Genomic DNA, 18929 nt, shown 5'->3' with positions numbered 1-18929 from the left:
GTAAGTTGCAGGAATCAATATTTCCTTGCTACATAAACTTTTACACTTGCATCTTTGCCACATACGGGGCAATGTCCTTTGTGTCCTTCTTCCTGGTCGGTGGGTATGCCCAGAATGCCTGCGCCAATCTCCTCTTCTATCTGCAGGCCACATGTCTTATCACCGCACCAGGGAAGGAGTGCGATACCTTCAGGTAATTTCTCTTTGACATCTGCAAGGGTAGAGCAAACAAATATGCGTGCCTGCACATCTGTGACTGCTTTCTCAAAAAGGGCGGACTGAATGACCTTTAGTGTCTCTTCTGTTTCATGGCTTATGTTTTCCAGAGGTGCCTGTCTTTTTTCTCCAGTATCCCTACGCACAAGCACAGCAACACCATTCTTGAGATCACGGGGGCCTATTTCAAGTCTCAGGGGCACACCTTTCATCTCCCATCTATAATATTTAGCTCCAGGGCGATCGTCACTTAGATCTATTTTTACACGGATCCCTGCATCCTGCAAAAGTTGCTGTACTTTCTCGCATGCATGGATCACATCAGATGAATCCTTGAACACTATAGGTATGATCACCACCTGTATGGGAGCCACTTCAGGGGGTAATACAAGTCCCTTGTCATCACCGTGTATGGATATCAGTGCAGCTATCGATCGCTCTGAAACGCCATAACATGTCTGGTGTGCATATACCTGTTCTCCTGCCGGGTTCTCATACTTTATGTCGAAGGTTCTGGCAAAGTTGTCACCAAGATGATGAGCTGTACCTACCTGTAAGGTCTTGCCGTCAGGCATCAATGCATCGACTGCTATGGTATAATCGGCTCCCGGAAATTTATCCCAGTCCGGGCGTTTAGAAGCAAGCACAGGCACCGCCAGTCTCTTATAGAATTCTGTATAGATCCTTATGGCCTCATCTACCTGTTCAGCAGCTTCCTCCCAGGTGGCATGTACGGTGTGGGCCTCTTTGAAAGAAGTGATCTCTCTTAGCCTTATAAGGGGACGGGTGTGTTTTGTTTCATACCTGAAGGTGTTGACCACCTGGTACAATTTCAAAGGCAGATCAGCATGGGAACGCACCCACAATTTATACATTGGATAGATCGCAGTTTCGCTAGTGGGCCGCAGGGCAAGTTTCACATCCAGAGGAGAAGTACCTCCATGGGTGACCCAGTACACCTCATCCTCAAAGCCCTTTATATGTTCAGCCTCTTTCATGAACTCATGTTCAGGGATAAGAAGCGGGAACATTGTTTCCATATGGTCCCTGTCCAATAGTTCCCTGATGATATTGTATACGTTTTTCCTGATATTAAAACCAAATGGGTACCATACGTACAGGCCTTTTACAGGATAGCGCACGTCCATTATTTCAGCTACCTGTAAGAGTTCATTATACCATTCACTAAAATCCTTCTTCGCAGGAAGGGTTGCTTCTTTCTCCTTTTCTGTCATGAGGTCACCTGCTATCTTGATCTTCAGGTATAAACAGATGCATTGCTTATAGGCATTTCCTTCTTAGGACCATATCAGGCTGTTGAGGACCTGTAAAAAAGTCAAGGTTTATTTCTCAGGATCTTCTTTCAGGCACAGGAACCAGTCCCCGCATGCTGTGCCATCTTTCCTCTTCAGGAGCCTTTCTTTTGCCTTATCCCATGACACAGGGTTTGGAAGGATCACATCTTCCCCGGGATGCCAGTTCTCAGGAGTTTGTACATTATGTTTGTCAGAAACCTGCATCGCTACTAGCAGGCGCTTGATCTCTTCCATGTTCCTGCCGTTGGTGAACGGGTAATATAACATTGCCCTGATCCTAGCCTTTGGGTCGATGATAAATACTGCCCTTACGGTCTCAGTACTGGATTCCATGAAATGGAAAGAGCCACCTGTAGCCTCAAATTTGTCAAGGACCTCTTCCTGTGTGTAAGATGCGCGGGGATGGATCATGCCATACTTGCGTGCTATTTCCATGTTCAGATCTTCAATAATGGGAAAATCGATATCTATCCCTTTAAAACCTTTATAATCTACCTTTTCTTTGATAGCTGCAAGCCATGATATATGAGAGTAGAGGCTATCCACCGAAAGACCAATAAGTTCAGTATTAAGTTGCCTGAACCCCTCCTGCATTGTTGCACATTTGATGAATTCGGTAGTGCATACAGGAGTAAAGTCTGCCGGATGACTGAACAGGATGACCCATTTACCCTTATAGTCTTCGGGGAAGTTGATTCTTCCTTTTGTCGTCCTTGCCTGAAAGCCAGGAGCAATATCTCCTATGAGAGGCATTGTAGGTCTCTCAGTCCTTTCGCCTTCCATGTTGATCTCCCTAATTTTAATTGCAGTGATGGAACCGATAGATAATCAATTTCCTATCGTGTGTTCATCACATGCGTCCATTTCTATCTCAGCACTCTCTGCATCGAAAACTATCATGCCCGTTTTCAGCATACGTACCTGTTCAGGAGTAAGCTTGGAAGATACAGCTTTTTCGGATATTATGGCACTGTTGCCCAAAGGATCCTCTATGATTACGGTAAGTTTCCTTTTGCCATCTACAGCCTCGTGTATCATTTCCTGTAACAGAAGGCCGCGTTCATATTTTTCCGGCTCATCTGATACCCATTTTGTTGCGCTTATCACAACTCCCAGTATCCTGTCAAGCACACCTTCGATATTTGTTATGTATGATTCGGAGATAGAACCAGGCTCTACAACTATTCCAAGCTCAGGAACCTTTATCGTTCCTGAAGTAGAGCGCACGACCTTAGCATAAAGGTCTTCAGATCCCTCAATGACAAGTTCGTATCGGACAGGTTCTTTCTGGGACAGGATCATTGTGTCAGTGAAACGAAAACTACAGTCGCAGCACGCCGTAATGTACATGACATCCCCAAAATATGGGATCTCATCTCTCTCCCAATTCATTATGATCTCTTTGTGGCAGAGAGGACAATGCGTACGGGTAACGAATGCTGCCTGTGGACTATCAATGGTCAATATCTTCCACCAACTATCTTCGAACGATCTATCTTGATCCCTGTAGGGGTTACCAGCACCTGGTCTTCTTTAAGCCCGGCTATATCCCCATGGACATCTATGACAACATCTTTCAGGTCCTTGAGAGCCCTGTCCAGCATAAGTTTATCGTTCTTGATAGTGGATATATCGATCATCAGGATATTGCCCTCATACACTTCCTTCTTGAGCAATGTCAGATCATTCAGGTTTGTAAGTTCTGCCACTCTCACATATGTTTCTGCAGGCTCTTCTCCTGTTACTTCTTCATATTTGCTCAGATCAAGCTCAGTGAACTCATCTTCGCCGGTAGACGATCTTTTAGTTGCTCCAAAAAATTTATCCATTAACTTTGCCATAACATGCACCCTTTATCAAATTAAAGTATTCATTTCATTATCGGACTAATCCAGTTAACAATATCTCCTACTGCTTTAGCACCTTCATTATTTATAAGAACACCCATATATTTTAATGATTATGCCCGTAAACTCACAATTCGATATTCCATATCTCATCACCCACATGATGCAAGGACTTCACAGCTTTCCCCGAATCTGAAACCATGGCCTTTCCGGGAACAAGTGCTTTGCCAATGGCAAGAGGCTTGCCATATTTCTCTTCTTTCACGATCACAGGATCACCTTCAAGGATGTTCTCATCTGCACGGACAATGCCAGGACTCATAATGTCTGCGCCGTTCACTACAAAGCGCACGGCACCAGAATCCACTACTACCACGTTCTTCTCTATTCCGAGTTCCATGACACCTCGCACTGTCGGGAAAAAAATATCGTCAACTGCAAACAAAAGCACTTTCCCGTCTATGAGGACCACAGAATTGTCACCCGCATCAGCATGCTCGAACTTATACGATGCGATATTCTCTACCACTGTGTCACCATATATGGACCTGAGATCATCAAGCAGCTTATTCTTGGCAGATTTCCTGAGTTGTATCCTTCCTCGGATCTTCAATAGACCACCTGGTTACTTTTTCCAGTGATTAGTATCATAGTGCATCAGCACAATTAAAGATTACGAAAAGGGAGCATTTGTTCCCATTTTCATCTGATGATTACAACAGGAATACCCCTTACATCCAGCACATCTACAGCTCTGCCAGCAGAGATCGCTTCTTTTTCGATCTCCACGCTTTCAGGCCCCAGCTCTATAATGCCGCTCTTAGTATGAAGGCTGATCTTCCCATTCTGTTCCATCTCATGAACCAGCTTTTTCGGGTTAGCTTCCGATAAAGCATCTATTACAGCCTTTGCCTGGCCTTTGAATTTGGGGCCGATGACTCCCATGTTAGGCTTGATATTCACTGGCACGTGCTCAAAGTCAGGGTTGCCTGCCATCATTTCTACTGGTGTGTTCGTTGCACCGGTTATGTCAATGACGTCTGTGAGCGCTCCATATATCTCAAGTTTCTTCAGAGGAGCATTAAGGGCAATACCATGTTCGGATTTATATCTCCTTACACTGCTCACGATCTCTTTAACAAGTTCTCCGGCTTTACCGGCCTCTTCGTCCTTCCAGGAGGCATCCGCCTTTGGCCAGGATCGCATATGTACGCTCCCGGTCCCAAGTCTTGAATACATCTCCTCTGCAAAGAAGGGTGCGAACGGAGCAAGCAATTTTGCCAGTACCTCTATTGTTACGTATAGTGCATATTGTGCTGCTTTTCTGTCCGTTGCATTGGTGCCATACAGACGGGACTTGACTAGTTCAATGTAATTATCGGCCACTACGTCCCAGGCAAAACCCCTGATAGCTTTGAAAGCCTCATCGAACTGATAGGCATCCATGTTCGCAGTTGCTGTAGTTATCAGCTCGTGCAACTTATCTAACAGCCATCTGTCAACAATGTGAAGTTCTTCTGCCTCAGGCACGTAGGATGTATCCAGGTCATCGAAGTGGGAAACAGAGAACCTGTAGATGCTCCACATCTTGGAAAAAAAGCGTGATGCAGCTACTACATCTTTCCAGCGGAACATCACATCTGAACCAGGAGCGCCTCCTATGGCTGCCCACTGTCTGAAAGAATCTGCACTGTATTCTTCAATTACCTTTTCAGGAGAGATTATATTGCCCAGGGATTTGCTCATCTTGTGGCCATCCTCACCCAGGACCATGCCATTCACAAGTATGGAATCCCAGGGGCGCTTGCCTGCAAGTGCCATAGATCGGAGGATCGTATAGAAGGCCCATGTCCTGATGATATCATGCCCCTGTGGTCTCAATTGGGCAGGTAACCTGCTTTTATGTTCAGTGAGCCAGCCGGTCACATGCTGGACTGTTATGGAAGAATCCATCCATGTGTCAAGGACATCTTCCTCTGGCTCGAAATCAGTGCTGCCACATTTGCTGCATGGCTCTTTAGGAGAATCCCGGGTTGGGTCAATGGGCATCCATTCTTCCTTTGCCACCATTACCTCCCCACATTCTTTACAATACCATACGGGTATAGGAGTTGCAAATATGCGTTGCCTGGAGATACACCAGTCCCACTCCATGGTACCCAGCCAGTTCTCAAGCCTGACCTTCATGTGCTCAGGTGTCCAGTTGATCTCATCGGCAGCTTTTTTGACATCATTGGTATCTATCTTAACGAACCACTGCTTTTCAGACAGGATCTCGATGGGTGTGTCACATCTCCAGCACATTCCCACATTCTGTTCGAGTTCCTTTTGCTCATATAGATAACCTTCTGCTTTCAGATCTGCTATGACGGCTTCCTTACATTCAGGGATAGTCATGTCCGCATACTTGCCTGCTATCTTTGTCATACGGCCGTTCTTATCAATGGCCTTGCGCAGGGGAAGTTTATGTTCCACCCACCAGCGTACATCCTGCTTGTCACCGAAGGTACAGATCATCACGACACCCGTACCAAACGCAGGATCAACGACACCATCGCCTATTACGGGGACCTCATGCCCGAAAAGTGGTACTTTTACCTTGCTTCCTATATGTGTGCTGTAGCGTGTATCTTCAGGGTTGATCGCAACAGCCACACATGCTGCCAGCAGTTCAGGCCGGGTGGTGGCTATCTTCAGTTTATCGAAATTAAGGAAATTAAGCTGCGTGCTCCTGCCTTCATATTCCACTTCAGCAAAGGCGATGGCAGTTTCACATCTCGGGCACCAGTTAACAGGATGCTCGGACTGGTAGATCCTGCCCATGTCATACATCCTGCGGAAAGAGCGCTGGGTCTTGGAGTAATATGCAGGTTCCATAGTGATGAACTCATTACTCCAGTCCACGGAGAAACCCAAGTTCATCATTGTATTGCGCATTTTTGTAATGTTGCTGGTCGTCAGTTCACGGCACATTCTCCTGAACTCTTCCCTGGGCACCTGGTTCTTTGTGATCTTGTGTATGTCTTCCACCTTTACTTCGGTGGGAAGTCCATGGCAGTCCCATCCCTGTGGGAACATCACATTGTATCCGCACATACGCTTGTAACGGGCAACAAAATCGATGTAACACCAGTTCAGAGCGTTCCCTATATGGAAATTACCGGTAGGGTAAGGTGGAGGTGTGTCGATGATGAACTGTGGTCTATTATGATCTTCCCAGTCGAAATGGTACATGGACATGTCCCATGCTTCCTTCCACTTTGGCTCGACCTCATGAGGGATATATTCCTTTGGAACCGTCATTGCAACTCTCCGATAAATATGATGTAGTGATTGTGTAGTATCCGTAACAGTGGTTTTTTCATTATTTAAATATATCTGGTTGATGCAGCGTGCGAATAATATACTTTATTCCTGATGTCAGGATCGAGAATACCGTAAATCCTTTATATTAACCTGTTCAATTCCATCGGGGGTTGCCATTGCGCTGTATCGGAGGAGACTATATGGGCAAGAAAATAGCTATCTTTGCTTTCAATGGTGAGCCTATGTGCTTTGCTCACGCACTGATGAATGCGATAGACATGAAAGAAAGGGGACATGACGTAAAACTGATCATCGAAGGTTCTGCTACCAAAAACATATCTGATCTTATAGATCCTACAAAGCCATTTTCCAGCCTTTACATGAAAGTAAAGAAGGCAGGGGTCATGGATTGTGTTTGCAGGGCGTGTGCCCAGAAGATGGATAGCCTTGAAAGCGCCAAAGAACAGGGTCTTCATCTGTGCGATGAAATGTTCGGGCATCCGAGCATGGCCAGGTATGTAGAGGAAGGATATGAGATCATCGTAGTTTGAACTGATCGGATCTTTCATACTTAACAAGGCCTTTTCTGTACGTGTGTTCACGCCACCGGCAGACAAGGGCAGAACAGAATAAAGACCAACGGTATTAAACGAGGTGAAATAATGCAATTTGGAGAAGTACTGAAAGGAAAAGAAGTAGAGGGTAAAGAGAAACATGTCCCGGTCATTGAGGTCATAAGGGGTCATGGATCAACAGGTGCTGATTTTGTAAGGGTCGTTGTGGGAAAGGAAGTGCCTCATCCCAATACAGTGGAACATCATATTGAATGGGTGGAGCTTTACGGTATCACAAAGGATGGGAAGACCATTGACTTTGGAAGGATGAACTTCGAGCCTGTGCACACACAGCCAATAGCCAGTTTCCACGTTAACAACATTGACAATTTCAAGGCCTTCTGTGCTCTTGAATACTGCAATATCCATGGTGTCTGGCAGAACTGCATCGAAGTCTAACTTGATCTTCTGTTTTTATGACCTTTTCGGAGGTCATACTCTTTATATACCTGTCCACACTAACTGTAAAAGAAAAATAAGCAGACAGGTGAGGCATTTGTTTGCAATGTTCTTAAAAACGTTGTTCGTATTATTATTGGCTATTATACTGGCAGATATGTTCGTGGAATATATTTTTGCCTGCATGCAAAATTGAATTAAGAGTTATTCCTTTCTGTGGTAGCCTATCTCCTCTTCAGTGAGGTAGCAGGCCGGGTCATCAGCCCATACATTGTTGTATACAGCTTCGGCCCTGACCCTGAAATTTGCATTGCATACTTCCAGCCATTTACACCTTGCACACCTATCCGCATGTTGCCTTATCAGAGGCTTGCGGTCCTTAAGGCCTGCCATCAGCTCATCGGTTGTATCTCTCCATATCTCGCTGAACTTTCTTTCCCTTATATTTCCAAAAGTGTAATGCCTCCAGAACTGGTCAGGGTGTACCGAACCATCCCATGAGACACAACCTATGCCTATACCTGTGGAATTTCCCTGGTTCATCTGCAGCAGAGAATATACTTCTGCAGCTCTTTCTGGATCTTCTTTAAGGAGCTTCAGATAGATGTACGGTCCATCACAGTGATTGTCAACGGTGAGCACTTCTACAGGCAATCCCTTCTCATGTAACTGCCGGGTCCTTTTCATTATCAGGTCAACTACTTCCCGGCTCTCTTCAAGGCTAAGGTCTTCTTCTACCATATCCGAACCCCTGCCTGCATATACCAGATGATAGAAGCATATACGGGGTATGTTCTCTTTTTCGATCAGATCGAATATGGCAGGAATATCCTGCACATTGTGCTTATTGATGGTGAACCTGAGGCCGACCTTGATACCTTCGGCCCTGCAGTTGCGCAGTCCGTCAAGGGCAGCATCAAAAGCACCTTCTGATCCTCTGAACTTATCATTCGTTTCCCTCATGCCATCAAGTGAGATACCCACATATGACAGGCCTATCTCCTTTAATTTCTTTGCCATTTCTTTGTCGATGAGGGTCCCATTCGTAGAGATGACCGCTCTTCTTCCTTTGGACCTGGCGTATGCTGCCAGCTCAGGCAGATCTTTGCGCATGAGGGGTTCCCCTCCGGAGAAGAGGATCACAGGAGAGCCAAAGTCAGCAAGGTCATCGATGAGTGCCTTACCTTCTTCTGTTGTCAGTTCGTTCTTGTAATCAATATCTCTGGAATGTGCATAACAGTGTGCGCATTTGAGGTTGCAGCGTCTGGTCACATTCCAGACGACAACAGGTTTTTTGTCGATAGAGAACTGCAAAAGATGGGACGGGAGTTTTTTAGAATCCCTGCCGTACCTTAAAGCATCTGATGGTTCCACAGTCCCACAATATAGTTTTGAAATACCTATCATGATAATCGTTCCGCTTAATAAATAGGATCAGGTAAACAAATGCAGCCTTAGGGCATTTCTCTGTTCGTCCGAAATTTGCATGAGAAAAAGAAAAAATGGTATAAATAGGTTTTTCAGGAACATGCAGAAAGCATGTCCCTTATCTTTTTCAGTATCTCTTCGAACGTATACTCTTCAGGGATCACGGAAACATTCACATCGTAGCCACGCAATGTTTCTGCTGTAGGCAGGCCAATAGCTGCCACGATAGACCCATTGAGCACCTGCACGATATCATCTCCGGCTTCGAGTTCTTTGGCCACGTCAAAGAAATTATGCACCATCATGGAACTGGTAAAGGCAAAAGCTGTGATCCTGCCTTCCAGAGCAGACCTTATCAGGTCCTTTTGCTCCTCGCCATCAGGCCTAAAGAGGCTATACACTTTTGTTTCCAGCACATTTGCGCCACAGCGGGTAAGTCCCTCTGTAAGCACAGTTGAGCCAAAGACGCTGCGGGCCATGTCTACGTTCTTACCCTTGACATCCTTGCAAAGATATTCGATAAGACCCTTTGAACTGTACACTCCTGGCATGCCCATGACCTTGATACCTTTCTCTTCCAGAGCTTTCTTTGTGGTAGGACCTATAGCTATGACATTTGTGCGGTTCAAAGCCTCTACGAACATATCACGCATAACGTACGGTATCTTCTGCAGTGTAAAGTCAAGTCCATTGGCACTGGTGAATATCACGTAGTCGGATTCTTTTTTTGTTATGTGCTCGAAGAAAGGCTTGAATGCAGAATCCTGCATTCCTGCAAGCTCTATCATGGGAACAGCCATGACATCAAATCCCATGGATAGTGCAAGCTTCACGGATTCTTCCTTGTATACAGATGGCCGCATAATGGCCAGAACGGGTTTTTTTTCGTCAGCCATATCCATTAGCTCCTTTCCATGACCTGCTCTCCAAGTTCATCGTGCAATTTGACCACATCACCGATTATAGTTATGGCAGGCGCTTTTACCTTCCTTTCGTTCTTAAGGTCAACAATGTTCTCAAGAGTACCCACCGTTACTCTCTGGTCAGGACGGGTTCCCCTCTCTATCAGTGCTATTGGTGTGGATGGATCTTTGCCGCACCTCATAAGTTCGTTGACATTGCGTTCCAGCATCTTTACACCCATGAGGATCACAATGGTGCCAGGGAATTTTGCAAGTGTTTCCCAGTCCAGCCCGCTTTCCTCCTTGGTGGGGTCTTCATGACCAGTTATAAAAGTGACCATAGAGGCATGATCTCTATGTGTTACGGGAATACCTGCATAAGCAGGTGCGGATATCGCAGATGTTATGCCGGGCACGATCTCAAAACCAATTCCTGCCTTTATCAACTCCTGGGCTTCCTCTCCCCCTCTTCCGAATACATAAGGGTCCCCGCCTTTGAGGCGTACCACCACTTTACCTTCCTTTGCCTTCTCTACTATCAACTCGTTGATCCTGTCCTGGGATAGAGTGTGATCGCCTGCATATTTCCCTGCATCTATCTTCTGTGCTTTTTGAGGAATTGAAGAAAGTATCGCTTCGCCCGGAAGCTGGTCGTATATGACCACATCTGCATCATCAATAAGCCTTCGAGCCTTCAGAGTAAGCAGTTCCGGGTCACCGGGGCCCGAACCCACCAGATATACTTTTCCATGGTTATCTGTCATTATCGCAAAACCTATCGTGTTTTCAAAAGATGAAGTGATAAAGTTATTTATAGGCATCGTTGGGATGCCATATAAATGTCTTTTAAAAGACAAACAATCTCATGGACCGGAAACAGTATAAAAGGTGATCAACTTAATGATGGGTCTACTTCTGCTTTCCGAGTATGTAGAATATCATTTCCCTGTTAAGTTTCCCTTCCCTTTCGATCTTATCGGCTATATCGGAATCAGATCTGCCTTCAGCCTTCATTTCCTTTATTTTGTCCATAATTGCAGGTGATATGCTGAAATACTCGTTGATATCTTTCCTGTGTCCCCACACATCTCCTTCCACCAGTTTGATATTCTGCATTTGCAGGAACATCTCTATGGACTTGGAAACTGTTCTCCTGTAAGAGCTTGGTATCTGGATGACCTCTACTTTGGTGCAGGTCTGTACAAGGCTGAATATGTCCTTGTTCGACGGGCGGAAAGCGAGGTGTATCACTTTCTCATTCGGATTCAGCTCATTTATCTCTTCTCTGGAACTTACAACTCTTATTTTCATAGGTGGCCCCCCCGCCAGTTTAATTCCAAAAAGAACTTATTAAACAAATTATGCATTTCACCTATTAAATAATTGTCGATTGAAACTGATACTATATTATTCCGAACGTGAAAAGCGGATACGGATGGCATCGGCATGTGCCTGCAACCCTTCCTTTTCAGCAAGCGATATTACAGTGTCCCTGATCGTTGCAAGTCCTTCCTTACTAATACGCTGGATGCTGGAAACTTTCAAAAAATGCATTATATTGAGGCCAGAGTACATTCTGGCATAGCCGGCAGTGGGTAATACGTGATTCGTACCGGATGCATAATCACCGACAGGAACGGGAGCGTAGTTGCCCACAAAGATGGAACCTGCGTGCTCTATCTTCTCTAGTACCATATCATCGTTCTTCGTCATTATCTCCAGATGTTCAGGAGCGAAGCTGTTTGAGATATCTATGCACTGTTCAATGGAGTCAGCTATCAGTATGGCTGCATTCTTCAGTGATGAGCTTACTATCTCTCCTCGCACAGTGCTTTGTGCCTGTTTCAGCACTTCTTCTTTAACTCCTGATGCCAGCTTCTCCGAAGTTGTTACCAGGACGGATACAGCATGAGGATCATGCTCCGCCTGCGCTATCATGTCCGCTGCGACCATTGCAGGATGCGCAGACTCATCAGCAATTATCAGCACCTCGCTGGGTCCTGCGGGGAAATCTATCTCTGCCATGTCCCTTATTTGCATCTTGGCTGCCGTCACATACACGTTTCCCGGACCCACTATCTTATCTACCTTCATCACGCTGGCAGTGCCAAAAGCCATGGCAGCAATGGCCTGTACACCTCCCACGCGGTACACATGATCAGCACCTGCTACTTTTGCTGCTGCCAGTGTGAGGGGATTGACCTTTCCATCAGGACCCGGAGGCGTACACATTATAACGTTCCTGACACCTGCGACCTTTGCAGGTACTACTGTCATAAGTGCGGTGGAGGGATATGAAGCCCTGCCGCCGGGCACGTAAGCACCTACGCTATCAAGGGCAGTGATCTTCTGTCCAAGCTCGATCCCCGGAGCCAGCTGCATGAACCACATCTTTTCAGGCATTTGTGCCTCATGGAATTTGCGGATGTTCCCTGCAGCTATTTCAAGGTGCTTTATAAGTTCCTTATCTGTGGTATTGTATGCTTTTTCGATCTCTTCCCGGGACACCTCGATGGCATCGATCTTTGCACCATCAAAACGCTGCGTATATTTCCTCAGAGCCATGTCGCCCTCTATACGTACATCCGCAAGGATCGAGGAAACAGTGTCACTTACATTTGTGAGTTCGCCTCCGCGTTCAATGAGAACCCGTATTTCCTTTTCAGGAAGTTCTGATAATTTACCGTATAGCATCATACATCTCCTTATAAACTATGGTCTAATCCTCAAAATCGTTGAAGGTCCTCTGTAGTCTTTCAATCGGCCTGTACACTTCGTCTGCAGAGCCGCTCCTATTTTGTTCCCCTGCCCGGTGTGAACCCATTATATTGTTCATTATCTTCTCTGCTGTCTTTGGCCCGATCAATTTAGCTATTCTTTCAACACCAGCATTCTTTAATGCTTCCACTGATGTAAGACCGGCATCATACAACTTGCGGGCACGCACCCTGCCCACATCACGAATGCTTACCAGTTCAAGCAATTGAGCATCAGCTCCATATTGGATGCGTTTTTCCAGTTCATAGGCCTTTTCCACTCCCTGGAGGCCCATGGTTTCCGCAAGCCTGGCTGTGGCGTGCATAAGCCATTGTGCCATATCGGCAAAAGCGTGTATATCCCCTTCACCAATGTTGAACTGGACAGTTATCTCATCCATTGGTATCTCATCTATCCATTTGATCATCAACAAGGAAGTTTTCACTTCTCCGAGGAACCATTCATACTCGATGGCCTTAAAAGGGCTTGGCATTCTGGTAAATTCATCTTTATGGATAGTTGCGAATTCATTGATCATAGTATAATCAGAGCTGCGCATGTAAAGCTGCTTCATGTCGGGGGTACTGCATATAAGATGCATCAAAGTAAGGTCAGTGATCTTTTTGGCTTTCCCTAATCCCTCGAGTATGATAGCAGCTGATAGCGGATCAACGTACAGCATGGAAACAAGTTTTCCAAGTTTTGTAGCCCTCAGCCTGTCTTCATCCTGCAGCATACCATGTTCCAGCAGGAATGATATGCTTTGTTCCACCAGTTCCTGCAGATTACGTGCCTCCTGCTGGTGTGCAAAAAAAGTTGCACTCATGAACTCCATGAGTCCCTCTTCACTGGAAGCGAAACCATTGACCACTGTAGAAAGGACATGGGTACGCAATGCATTCTCTGTGCCAAGTTTGGACCAGATGTCTTCTGCTTTTGCATTCACATAATTCTCAAAAAGCGCTTCCATCTCTTCATATGAGCGGGCAATAAGCACTGATTCACCGTAAGGGTCAAGGTGAGGCCGGCCAGCCCTGCCTGCCATTTGTTTATACTCAAGGACAGGTATGGGCTGCATTCCGAAATTGGAATCATATCTCTTGTAGCTACGGATGACAACTCTGCGTGCAGGCAGGTTCAGTCCTGCTGCAAGAGTAGGCGTGCTGCATATAACTTTGATCACGTTCTCCCTGAACCCATCCTCCACAAGTCGTCGATGGGGTGAGTTCAATCCCGCATGATGGAAGGCCACACCATTTCTGACACATTGTGCGAGCACCCTGGAAGCTTCTGTTTCAGATGCGTCTATTACAGCTTCCACTATTCTGTCAAGGGCACTGCGCTCCTGTTTGCTGAGCACTTTCTCAACGTGTCTGGCCAGCTTCTTTGCAAAACCCACACAGTTCTTACGGCTGCTTTCGAATACAAGGCACTGTCCTCCTTCCTCCAATGTTCCCATCACGATATTGACACCATCGTCCGAGGATGTAATCTCAACAGCTTTCTGAGAGCCTTCGAAATTTATTGCATCAGCATAGTATACTCCTTCACGCAGATCGGTGGGTCTCCATTCGCTCAGTACCAGTCCTCCTTTCAACCAATCGGCTATTTCCTGTGCATTGCCCACGGTTGCAGATAATGCGATGATCTGAGCTCGAGGGTTAAGCTTCCTCAATTTAGCAATGGTGACTTCCAGAGTAGGGCCCCTGTTAGCTGAATCCAGCAGGTGTACCTCATCCACCACTATCACAGTGATGTCCTGCATCCAGGATGTCTCATTGCGCAGGAGAGAATCTGTTTTTTCTGAAGTGGCAACTATAATATCATTAGAGCCAAGCCATTCATCCCTTGCCTCAAAATCCCCGGTGGATATGCCGGTTTTGATACCTATCTGTCTGAACTTTAAAAAACGGTCCATCTTTTCAGATGCCAGTGCTCTTAAAGGCACAATGTATAGTGCTTTTCCACCATTTGTGATGGAGCTCAGCATTGCAAGCTCGGCTATGAGGGTCTTCCCGGAGGCCGTGGGAATTGCAGCTACTATGTTCTTTCCTTCAAGGAGGCCTTTTGCGATCGCTTCATCCTGAGGAGGATACAATTGTTCAATTCCGGAGTCCAGGTAAAAGCCAATGACCTTTTCCGGCAGGCTGATTTCTTTGATCTGCATGAGGGACCATGTGAAAGATGGTCTGATGTCTAATAAAAGTTGCTTCTTTGAACTGGCCGGTATATCAAGGGATCAACTTATATTGATCAGTTATCAGTAATTATAAGAAAGCTTCACAATTAACCGGAAACTGGATCTATATGTCTGCTTTAGGGAATATTTCATCTGCATCTTCAATGTTATTATCAGGTTTGTATGAGTTCGTGCCTGCAGACCTTACAGAGATAATTTTTATTATATTGGTCGCTGTCCTTACATTCGTTGCCGCAAAACTGTTAGACAGGCTCATGGATGCAGAATTGCGTACAATGAACAAAAAGATGAACATAGACCAGACGTCCTATAAACTTTTAAGACACATCAGTGTGGCAGTCGTCTATTTGATAGGCTTGGTCATTGTGATCTCCAGTATTCCTTTCCTGGAGAAGGTTTCACTTGCTCTGCTGGCAGGAGCAGGTTTTGCAGGTATCGTTGTGGGTCTTGCAGCTCAGAGCACTCTTGGTAATATTATAGCAGGTATTTCTCTTGCTGTATTCCGGCCATTCAGGGTTGGAGACAGAGTGAATGTAATGAACGAGTACGGCAAGATCACAGATATCACCCTTCGTCATACCGTTCTAAGGACATGGGACAATAGACGCGTGATAATTCCTAACAGCATCATTGGAGATGAGGCTATAATCAACTGGTCCATAGAGGACCCCACAGTTAACTGGCCTGTTGATGTAGGTATAAGTTATGACTCTGATATCGATCTGGCGCGTAAGATCATGATAGAGGAAGCAAGGGGGCATGTCAATGTCATGACCCATGTAGAACTTGTGAAATACGATACAACTATCCAGAAAGATGAAGTCATCCAGGTACTGGTAACCGAACTAGGTGACCATGCTGTGAACATGCGTCTTTTATTCTGGTGTGCTGATCGTAAATTGTGCTACACCACAGGGTGTGAGATCAGGGAATCCATAAAGAAGCGATTCGATGCAGAAGGCGTGGAAATACCATTCCCATATCGCACTATTGTGTACAAGAAAGAGATGGGTCAAAATGCAAGGCTTAATAGTAAAACAAATGAAAACACTTCTTTTCACGCTGTGCAGGACAATTGAGTAATGAAATAGTACCTGAAAAAGGAAATTATCCCTGAAAAGCCAATCTCTAAAAAAATTATGTCCTGCCATTCTGGCAGGCCTTTTCTCTGTTCCGCAGCTTATTCGTTGGTCAGCTTACCGCTGAAATACATGTCATAAGATGCCATGTCGAAGTGTCCATGACCGCTGAGGTTGAACAGTATGGTTTTCTCTTCACCGGTTTCCTTACATTTGAGCGCTTCGTCTATTGCACATTTTATCGCATGGGCTGATTCAGGGGCTGGCGCTATTCCTTCACTGCGTGCAAAGGTTACAGCTGCATCGAAGATCTCTACCTGATGATAGGACCTTGCTTCCATCATGCCATCAGCGACCAGTTTACTGACTATTGGTGAAGCACCGTGATATCTGAGACCGCCAGCGTGAATGGCAGGGGGTATGAACTCAGAGCCGAGCGTGTACATCTTAAGCAGTGGTGTCATTTGTGCCATGTCGCCAAAATCATAGTCGAACCTGCCTTCTGTCAGGCTGGGGCATGCCGATGGTTCTACTGCAATGATCCTAGTATCTGTTTTACCGGCAATGTTGTCTCTGATGTATGGCAGACTTACTCCCGCAAGGTTACTTCCTCCTCCACAGCATCCGATAACGATATCGGGGTAGTCTTCAGTTTTCTCGAACTGTTTCTGTGTTTCAAGACCCACGACAGTCTGATGCAGGCATGTGTGGTTAAGGACACTACCCAGAGCGTATTTGGTGTTGTCGTTAAGGGCTGCCACTTCTATAGCCTCGCTTATGGCTATGCCCAGGCTTCCGCAGGTATCGGGATATTTCTCACGGATCATCCTTCCGAACTGTGTCTCAGGGCTCGGTGAAGGGACAACGTTCGCACCCCAGAGGTTTATCAGGGATTTCCTGTATGGTTTCTGATAGAAGCTGGAGCTTACCATGAACACTTTACACTCTATGTCAAAATAGTTACATGAAAGGGATAATGCACTGCCCCACTGACCTGCACCGGTCTCAGTAGTGATCCTTTCGGTACCTTCCTTCATATTGTAGTACGCCTGGGCAATGGCTGTATTTGGCTTATGGCTGCCTGCAGGGCTCACGCTTTCATTCTTATAATATATCTTCGCCGGCGTGCCAAGCACCTTTTCAAGTCTGTGTGCCCTGTGAAGGGGTGATGGTCTCCAGAGTTTGTATATCTCAAGTATTTCCTGTGGGATATCGATATACCTCTCAGGGCTCATTTCCTGTTTGATCAGCTCTTTTGCGAATATCGGCTCAAGTTCCGATGGCTTGATAGGTTCCCTGGTTGCAGGGTTAAGCGGAGGTGCAAGGGGTTCGGGAAAATCCGCAAGTATATTATACCAGCGAGTTGGCATCTCGTTTTCGTCAAGTAGTATCTTTGTATGTTCCATGGTGATCCTCAGAAAAATGTATTAGTTTGTACAATAATGTACATGTAAATGGTTATATATATCATTTTTGGTTTTACCCCCAGTGTCCTCAAATGTGTCCTTAAATGCATAACTAATCGAAACAGTAAAATATACTGTATAAATACTAACCTCCAGACTAGATCAGTCGAGATATAAACTTCACATGTTTATCTCACTAATACATCAGGTTGATCCGATGACGATACAAAGACCAAGAGGAACAAGGGATTTCCTTCCGCAAGAAATGGCCCGCAGAAGACATCTGGAGAACCGGCTAAGGCAGGTCGTTGGCAGATGGGGTTATCAAGAGGTAGTTACACCCACTTTTGAAAACCTGGAACTTTTTACAATGAAGTCAGGTGAAGGCATCGTAGGTGAACTATATAATTTTACGGATAAAGGAGATCGTGAGATGACACTGCGTCCTGAACTCACGGCACCTGTGATGAGGATGTTCGTAAATGAGATGCAGGCATTGCCACGTCCATTGAAACTGTTCTATTTTGAGAATTGTTTCAGGTATGAAAGGCCTCAGAAAGGCAGGTTCAGAGAGTTCTGGCAGTTCGGTGTGGAACTTATAGGTTCCGAGGGACGGGATGCGGATGCAGAGGTCATAGCCCTGGCAACTGCCATGCTTGAGGTTGCAGGTATCCAAGGTGACCTGCATGTAGGCTATCTGGGGATCATCCGTCATGTATTGAGTTCCCTGGAAGTTGAACAGCAAGGTAAGATCATGCGACTGGTGGACAAGAAAGATGATAAGGGACTGGATGATTATCTGGAGGAGATCAATGCGCCCATAGGCCTGCGCATGAAACTCCTTGGACTTATTTCCCTTACAGGCGGTGAAGCTGTTTCCAAGGCCCGCAACCTGCTCGGTCCAATTCCTGAAATAGATGCTTTCCAGCAGATACTTACCCTTTTAGATGCATATAGTATAGATTACACCATTGATTTCGGAATTGCCAGAGGTCTTGATTACTATACAGGCATGGTCTTTGAGATATATGCCGAGGGCCTGGGTGCACAGAAGCAGGTATGTGGCGGTGGTTCATATAAACTGATCCAGCTTTTTGGCGGAGGGGATGTTCCATCCACCGGTTTTGGGCTGGGCTTTGACAGGATCATGGAAATATATAAGATTGAACCTGTACCGCAAAAGACCGTCGTCATGATCACCACGGAAAGCACACGCATCAATGCTATTCCTGTAGCCTGCAAGCTAAGGGAGTATGTTCCAGTGTATCTGGATATCATGAGCAGGAATTTCAAGGCTCAGCTATCCTATGCTAACAATGTAGGTGCCCGTTATGCACTTATATTAGGTGACAGGGAAGTGGCTCAGGGTCTTTTCACTTTCAAAGATATGGAAAGCGGGGTTCAGGAATCTCTTACTCTGGACGAGATCATTTTAAAGCTGACCGGTGAAAGCAATTGA

Annotated in this window: 18 protein-coding genes; 5 read left to right on the top strand and 13 right to left on the bottom strand. The window is 45.7% G+C overall.

Annotation, left to right across the window (positions count from 1 at the left end; all coding sequences use genetic code 11):
* Positions 1 to 14: 14 nt before the first annotated feature.
* The 4 genes from proS to AB7U21_RS00185 form a co-directional block, all read right to left on the bottom strand.
* Complete coding sequence (gene proS / locus AB7U21_RS00200) at positions 15 to 1451, bottom strand: proline--tRNA ligase (RefSeq protein WP_428386353.1); 1437 nt, start codon at positions 1449 to 1451, stop codon at positions 15 to 17.
* Between the two features lie 108 nt (positions 1452 to 1559).
* On the bottom strand, positions 1560 to 2285 hold the full coding sequence (locus AB7U21_RS00195) for a redoxin domain-containing protein (RefSeq protein WP_333786506.1): 726 nt from the start codon (positions 2283 to 2285) through the stop codon (positions 1560 to 1562).
* Positions 2286 to 2360: 75 nt separating this feature from the next.
* Positions 2361 to 2996, bottom strand: coding sequence for a ZPR1 zinc finger domain-containing protein (locus AB7U21_RS00190; RefSeq protein WP_333786427.1), 636 nt, complete (start codon positions 2994 to 2996; stop codon positions 2361 to 2363).
* Entirely contained in the window at positions 2993 to 3373 is a 381-nt protein-coding gene (locus tag AB7U21_RS00185) for a cell division protein SepF (protein WP_214044843.1), read from the bottom strand. Before AB7U21_RS00185 ends, AB7U21_RS00190 begins: the two co-directional genes overlap by 4 nt.
* A 14-nt stretch (positions 3374 to 3387) precedes the next feature.
* On the opposite strand from AB7U21_RS00185, the gene AB7U21_RS00180 reads away from it, so the two are divergent.
* Entirely contained in the window at positions 3388 to 3489 is a 102-nt protein-coding gene (locus AB7U21_RS00180) for a hypothetical protein (RefSeq protein WP_428386383.1), read from the top strand.
* Between the two features lie 17 nt (positions 3490 to 3506).
* On the opposite strand, the gene AB7U21_RS00175 is transcribed toward AB7U21_RS00180, so the two are convergent.
* Positions 3507 to 3992, bottom strand: coding sequence for an RNA-binding protein (locus AB7U21_RS00175; protein WP_333786428.1), 486 nt, complete (start codon positions 3990 to 3992; stop codon positions 3507 to 3509).
* A gap of 89 nt (positions 3993 to 4081) precedes the next feature.
* Positions 4082 to 6682 carry a valine--tRNA ligase gene (locus AB7U21_RS00170; protein ID WP_333786429.1) on the bottom strand — a complete coding sequence of 867 codons (2601 nt, stop codon included), beginning with the start codon at positions 6680 to 6682 and terminating at the stop codon, positions 4082 to 4084.
* Positions 6683 to 6885: 203 nt separating this feature from the next.
* Here AB7U21_RS00170 and AB7U21_RS00165 point away from each other — a divergent pair, with 203 nt between their 5' ends.
* Positions 6886 to 7236 (top strand): DsrE family protein, encoded by a 351-nt coding sequence (locus AB7U21_RS00165; RefSeq protein ID WP_333786430.1) that lies wholly within the window; start codon positions 6886 to 6888, stop codon positions 7234 to 7236.
* Between the two features lie 111 nt (positions 7237 to 7347).
* Positions 7348 to 7698, top strand: coding sequence for a class II SORL domain-containing protein (locus AB7U21_RS00160; protein ID WP_333786431.1), 351 nt, complete (start codon positions 7348 to 7350; stop codon positions 7696 to 7698).
* A gap of 204 nt (positions 7699 to 7902) precedes the next feature.
* Here AB7U21_RS00160 and ahbC read toward each other — a convergent pair whose 3' ends face one another.
* From ahbC to AB7U21_RS00130, 6 genes are all read right to left on the bottom strand, one after another.
* The gene (gene ahbC, locus AB7U21_RS00155; protein WP_333786432.1) at positions 7903 to 9105 is read right to left on the bottom strand and encodes a 12,18-didecarboxysiroheme deacetylase; all 1203 of its coding nucleotides are present in this window, start codon (positions 9103 to 9105) and stop codon (positions 7903 to 7905) included.
* Positions 9106 to 9218: 113 nt separating this feature from the next.
* On the bottom strand, positions 9219 to 10022 hold the full coding sequence (locus tag AB7U21_RS00150; RefSeq protein ID WP_333786433.1) for a uroporphyrinogen-III synthase: 804 nt from the start codon (positions 10020 to 10022) through the stop codon (positions 9219 to 9221).
* Between the two features lie 5 nt (positions 10023 to 10027).
* A complete protein-coding gene (gene cobA, locus AB7U21_RS00145; RefSeq protein ID WP_333786507.1) occupies positions 10028 to 10792 on the bottom strand; it encodes a uroporphyrinogen-III C-methyltransferase in 765 nt (254 codons plus the stop codon).
* Positions 10793 to 10937: 145 nt separating this feature from the next.
* A complete protein-coding gene (locus tag AB7U21_RS00140) occupies positions 10938 to 11339 on the bottom strand; it encodes a DUF1699 family protein (RefSeq protein WP_292352721.1) in 402 nt (133 codons plus the stop codon).
* A gap of 96 nt (positions 11340 to 11435) precedes the next feature.
* Positions 11436 to 12722, bottom strand: coding sequence for a histidinol dehydrogenase (gene hisD / locus AB7U21_RS00135; RefSeq protein WP_333786508.1), 1287 nt, complete (start codon positions 12720 to 12722; stop codon positions 11436 to 11438).
* A gap of 25 nt (positions 12723 to 12747) precedes the next feature.
* Entirely contained in the window at positions 12748 to 14952 is a 2205-nt protein-coding gene (locus AB7U21_RS00130; protein ID WP_428386347.1) for an ATP-dependent DNA helicase, read from the bottom strand.
* A 140-nt stretch (positions 14953 to 15092) separates the two neighbouring features.
* On the opposite strand from AB7U21_RS00130, the gene AB7U21_RS00125 reads away from it, so the two are divergent.
* Positions 15093 to 16064, top strand: coding sequence for a mechanosensitive ion channel family protein (locus AB7U21_RS00125; protein ID WP_333786435.1), 972 nt, complete (start codon positions 15093 to 15095; stop codon positions 16062 to 16064).
* A gap of 101 nt (positions 16065 to 16165) precedes the next feature.
* Here AB7U21_RS00125 and AB7U21_RS00120 read toward each other — a convergent pair whose 3' ends face one another.
* The gene (locus tag AB7U21_RS00120; protein ID WP_333786436.1) at positions 16166 to 17470 is read right to left on the bottom strand and encodes a TrpB-like pyridoxal phosphate-dependent enzyme; all 1305 of its coding nucleotides are present in this window, start codon (positions 17468 to 17470) and stop codon (positions 16166 to 16168) included.
* Positions 17471 to 17687: 217 nt separating this feature from the next.
* Between AB7U21_RS00120 and hisS the strand changes: the two genes are divergently transcribed.
* Positions 17688 to 18929 (top strand): histidine--tRNA ligase, encoded by a 1242-nt coding sequence (gene hisS, locus AB7U21_RS00115; protein ID WP_428386345.1) that lies wholly within the window; start codon positions 17688 to 17690, stop codon positions 18927 to 18929.

The sequence above is a fragment of the Methanomethylovorans sp. genome (assembly GCF_050177135.1).
Classification (GTDB): Archaea; Halobacteriota; Methanosarcinia; order Methanosarcinales; family Methanosarcinaceae; genus Methanomethylovorans.
The sequence above is the reverse complement of the archived record's forward strand: the minus strand, read 5'-3'. Positions and strand labels throughout refer to the sequence as shown.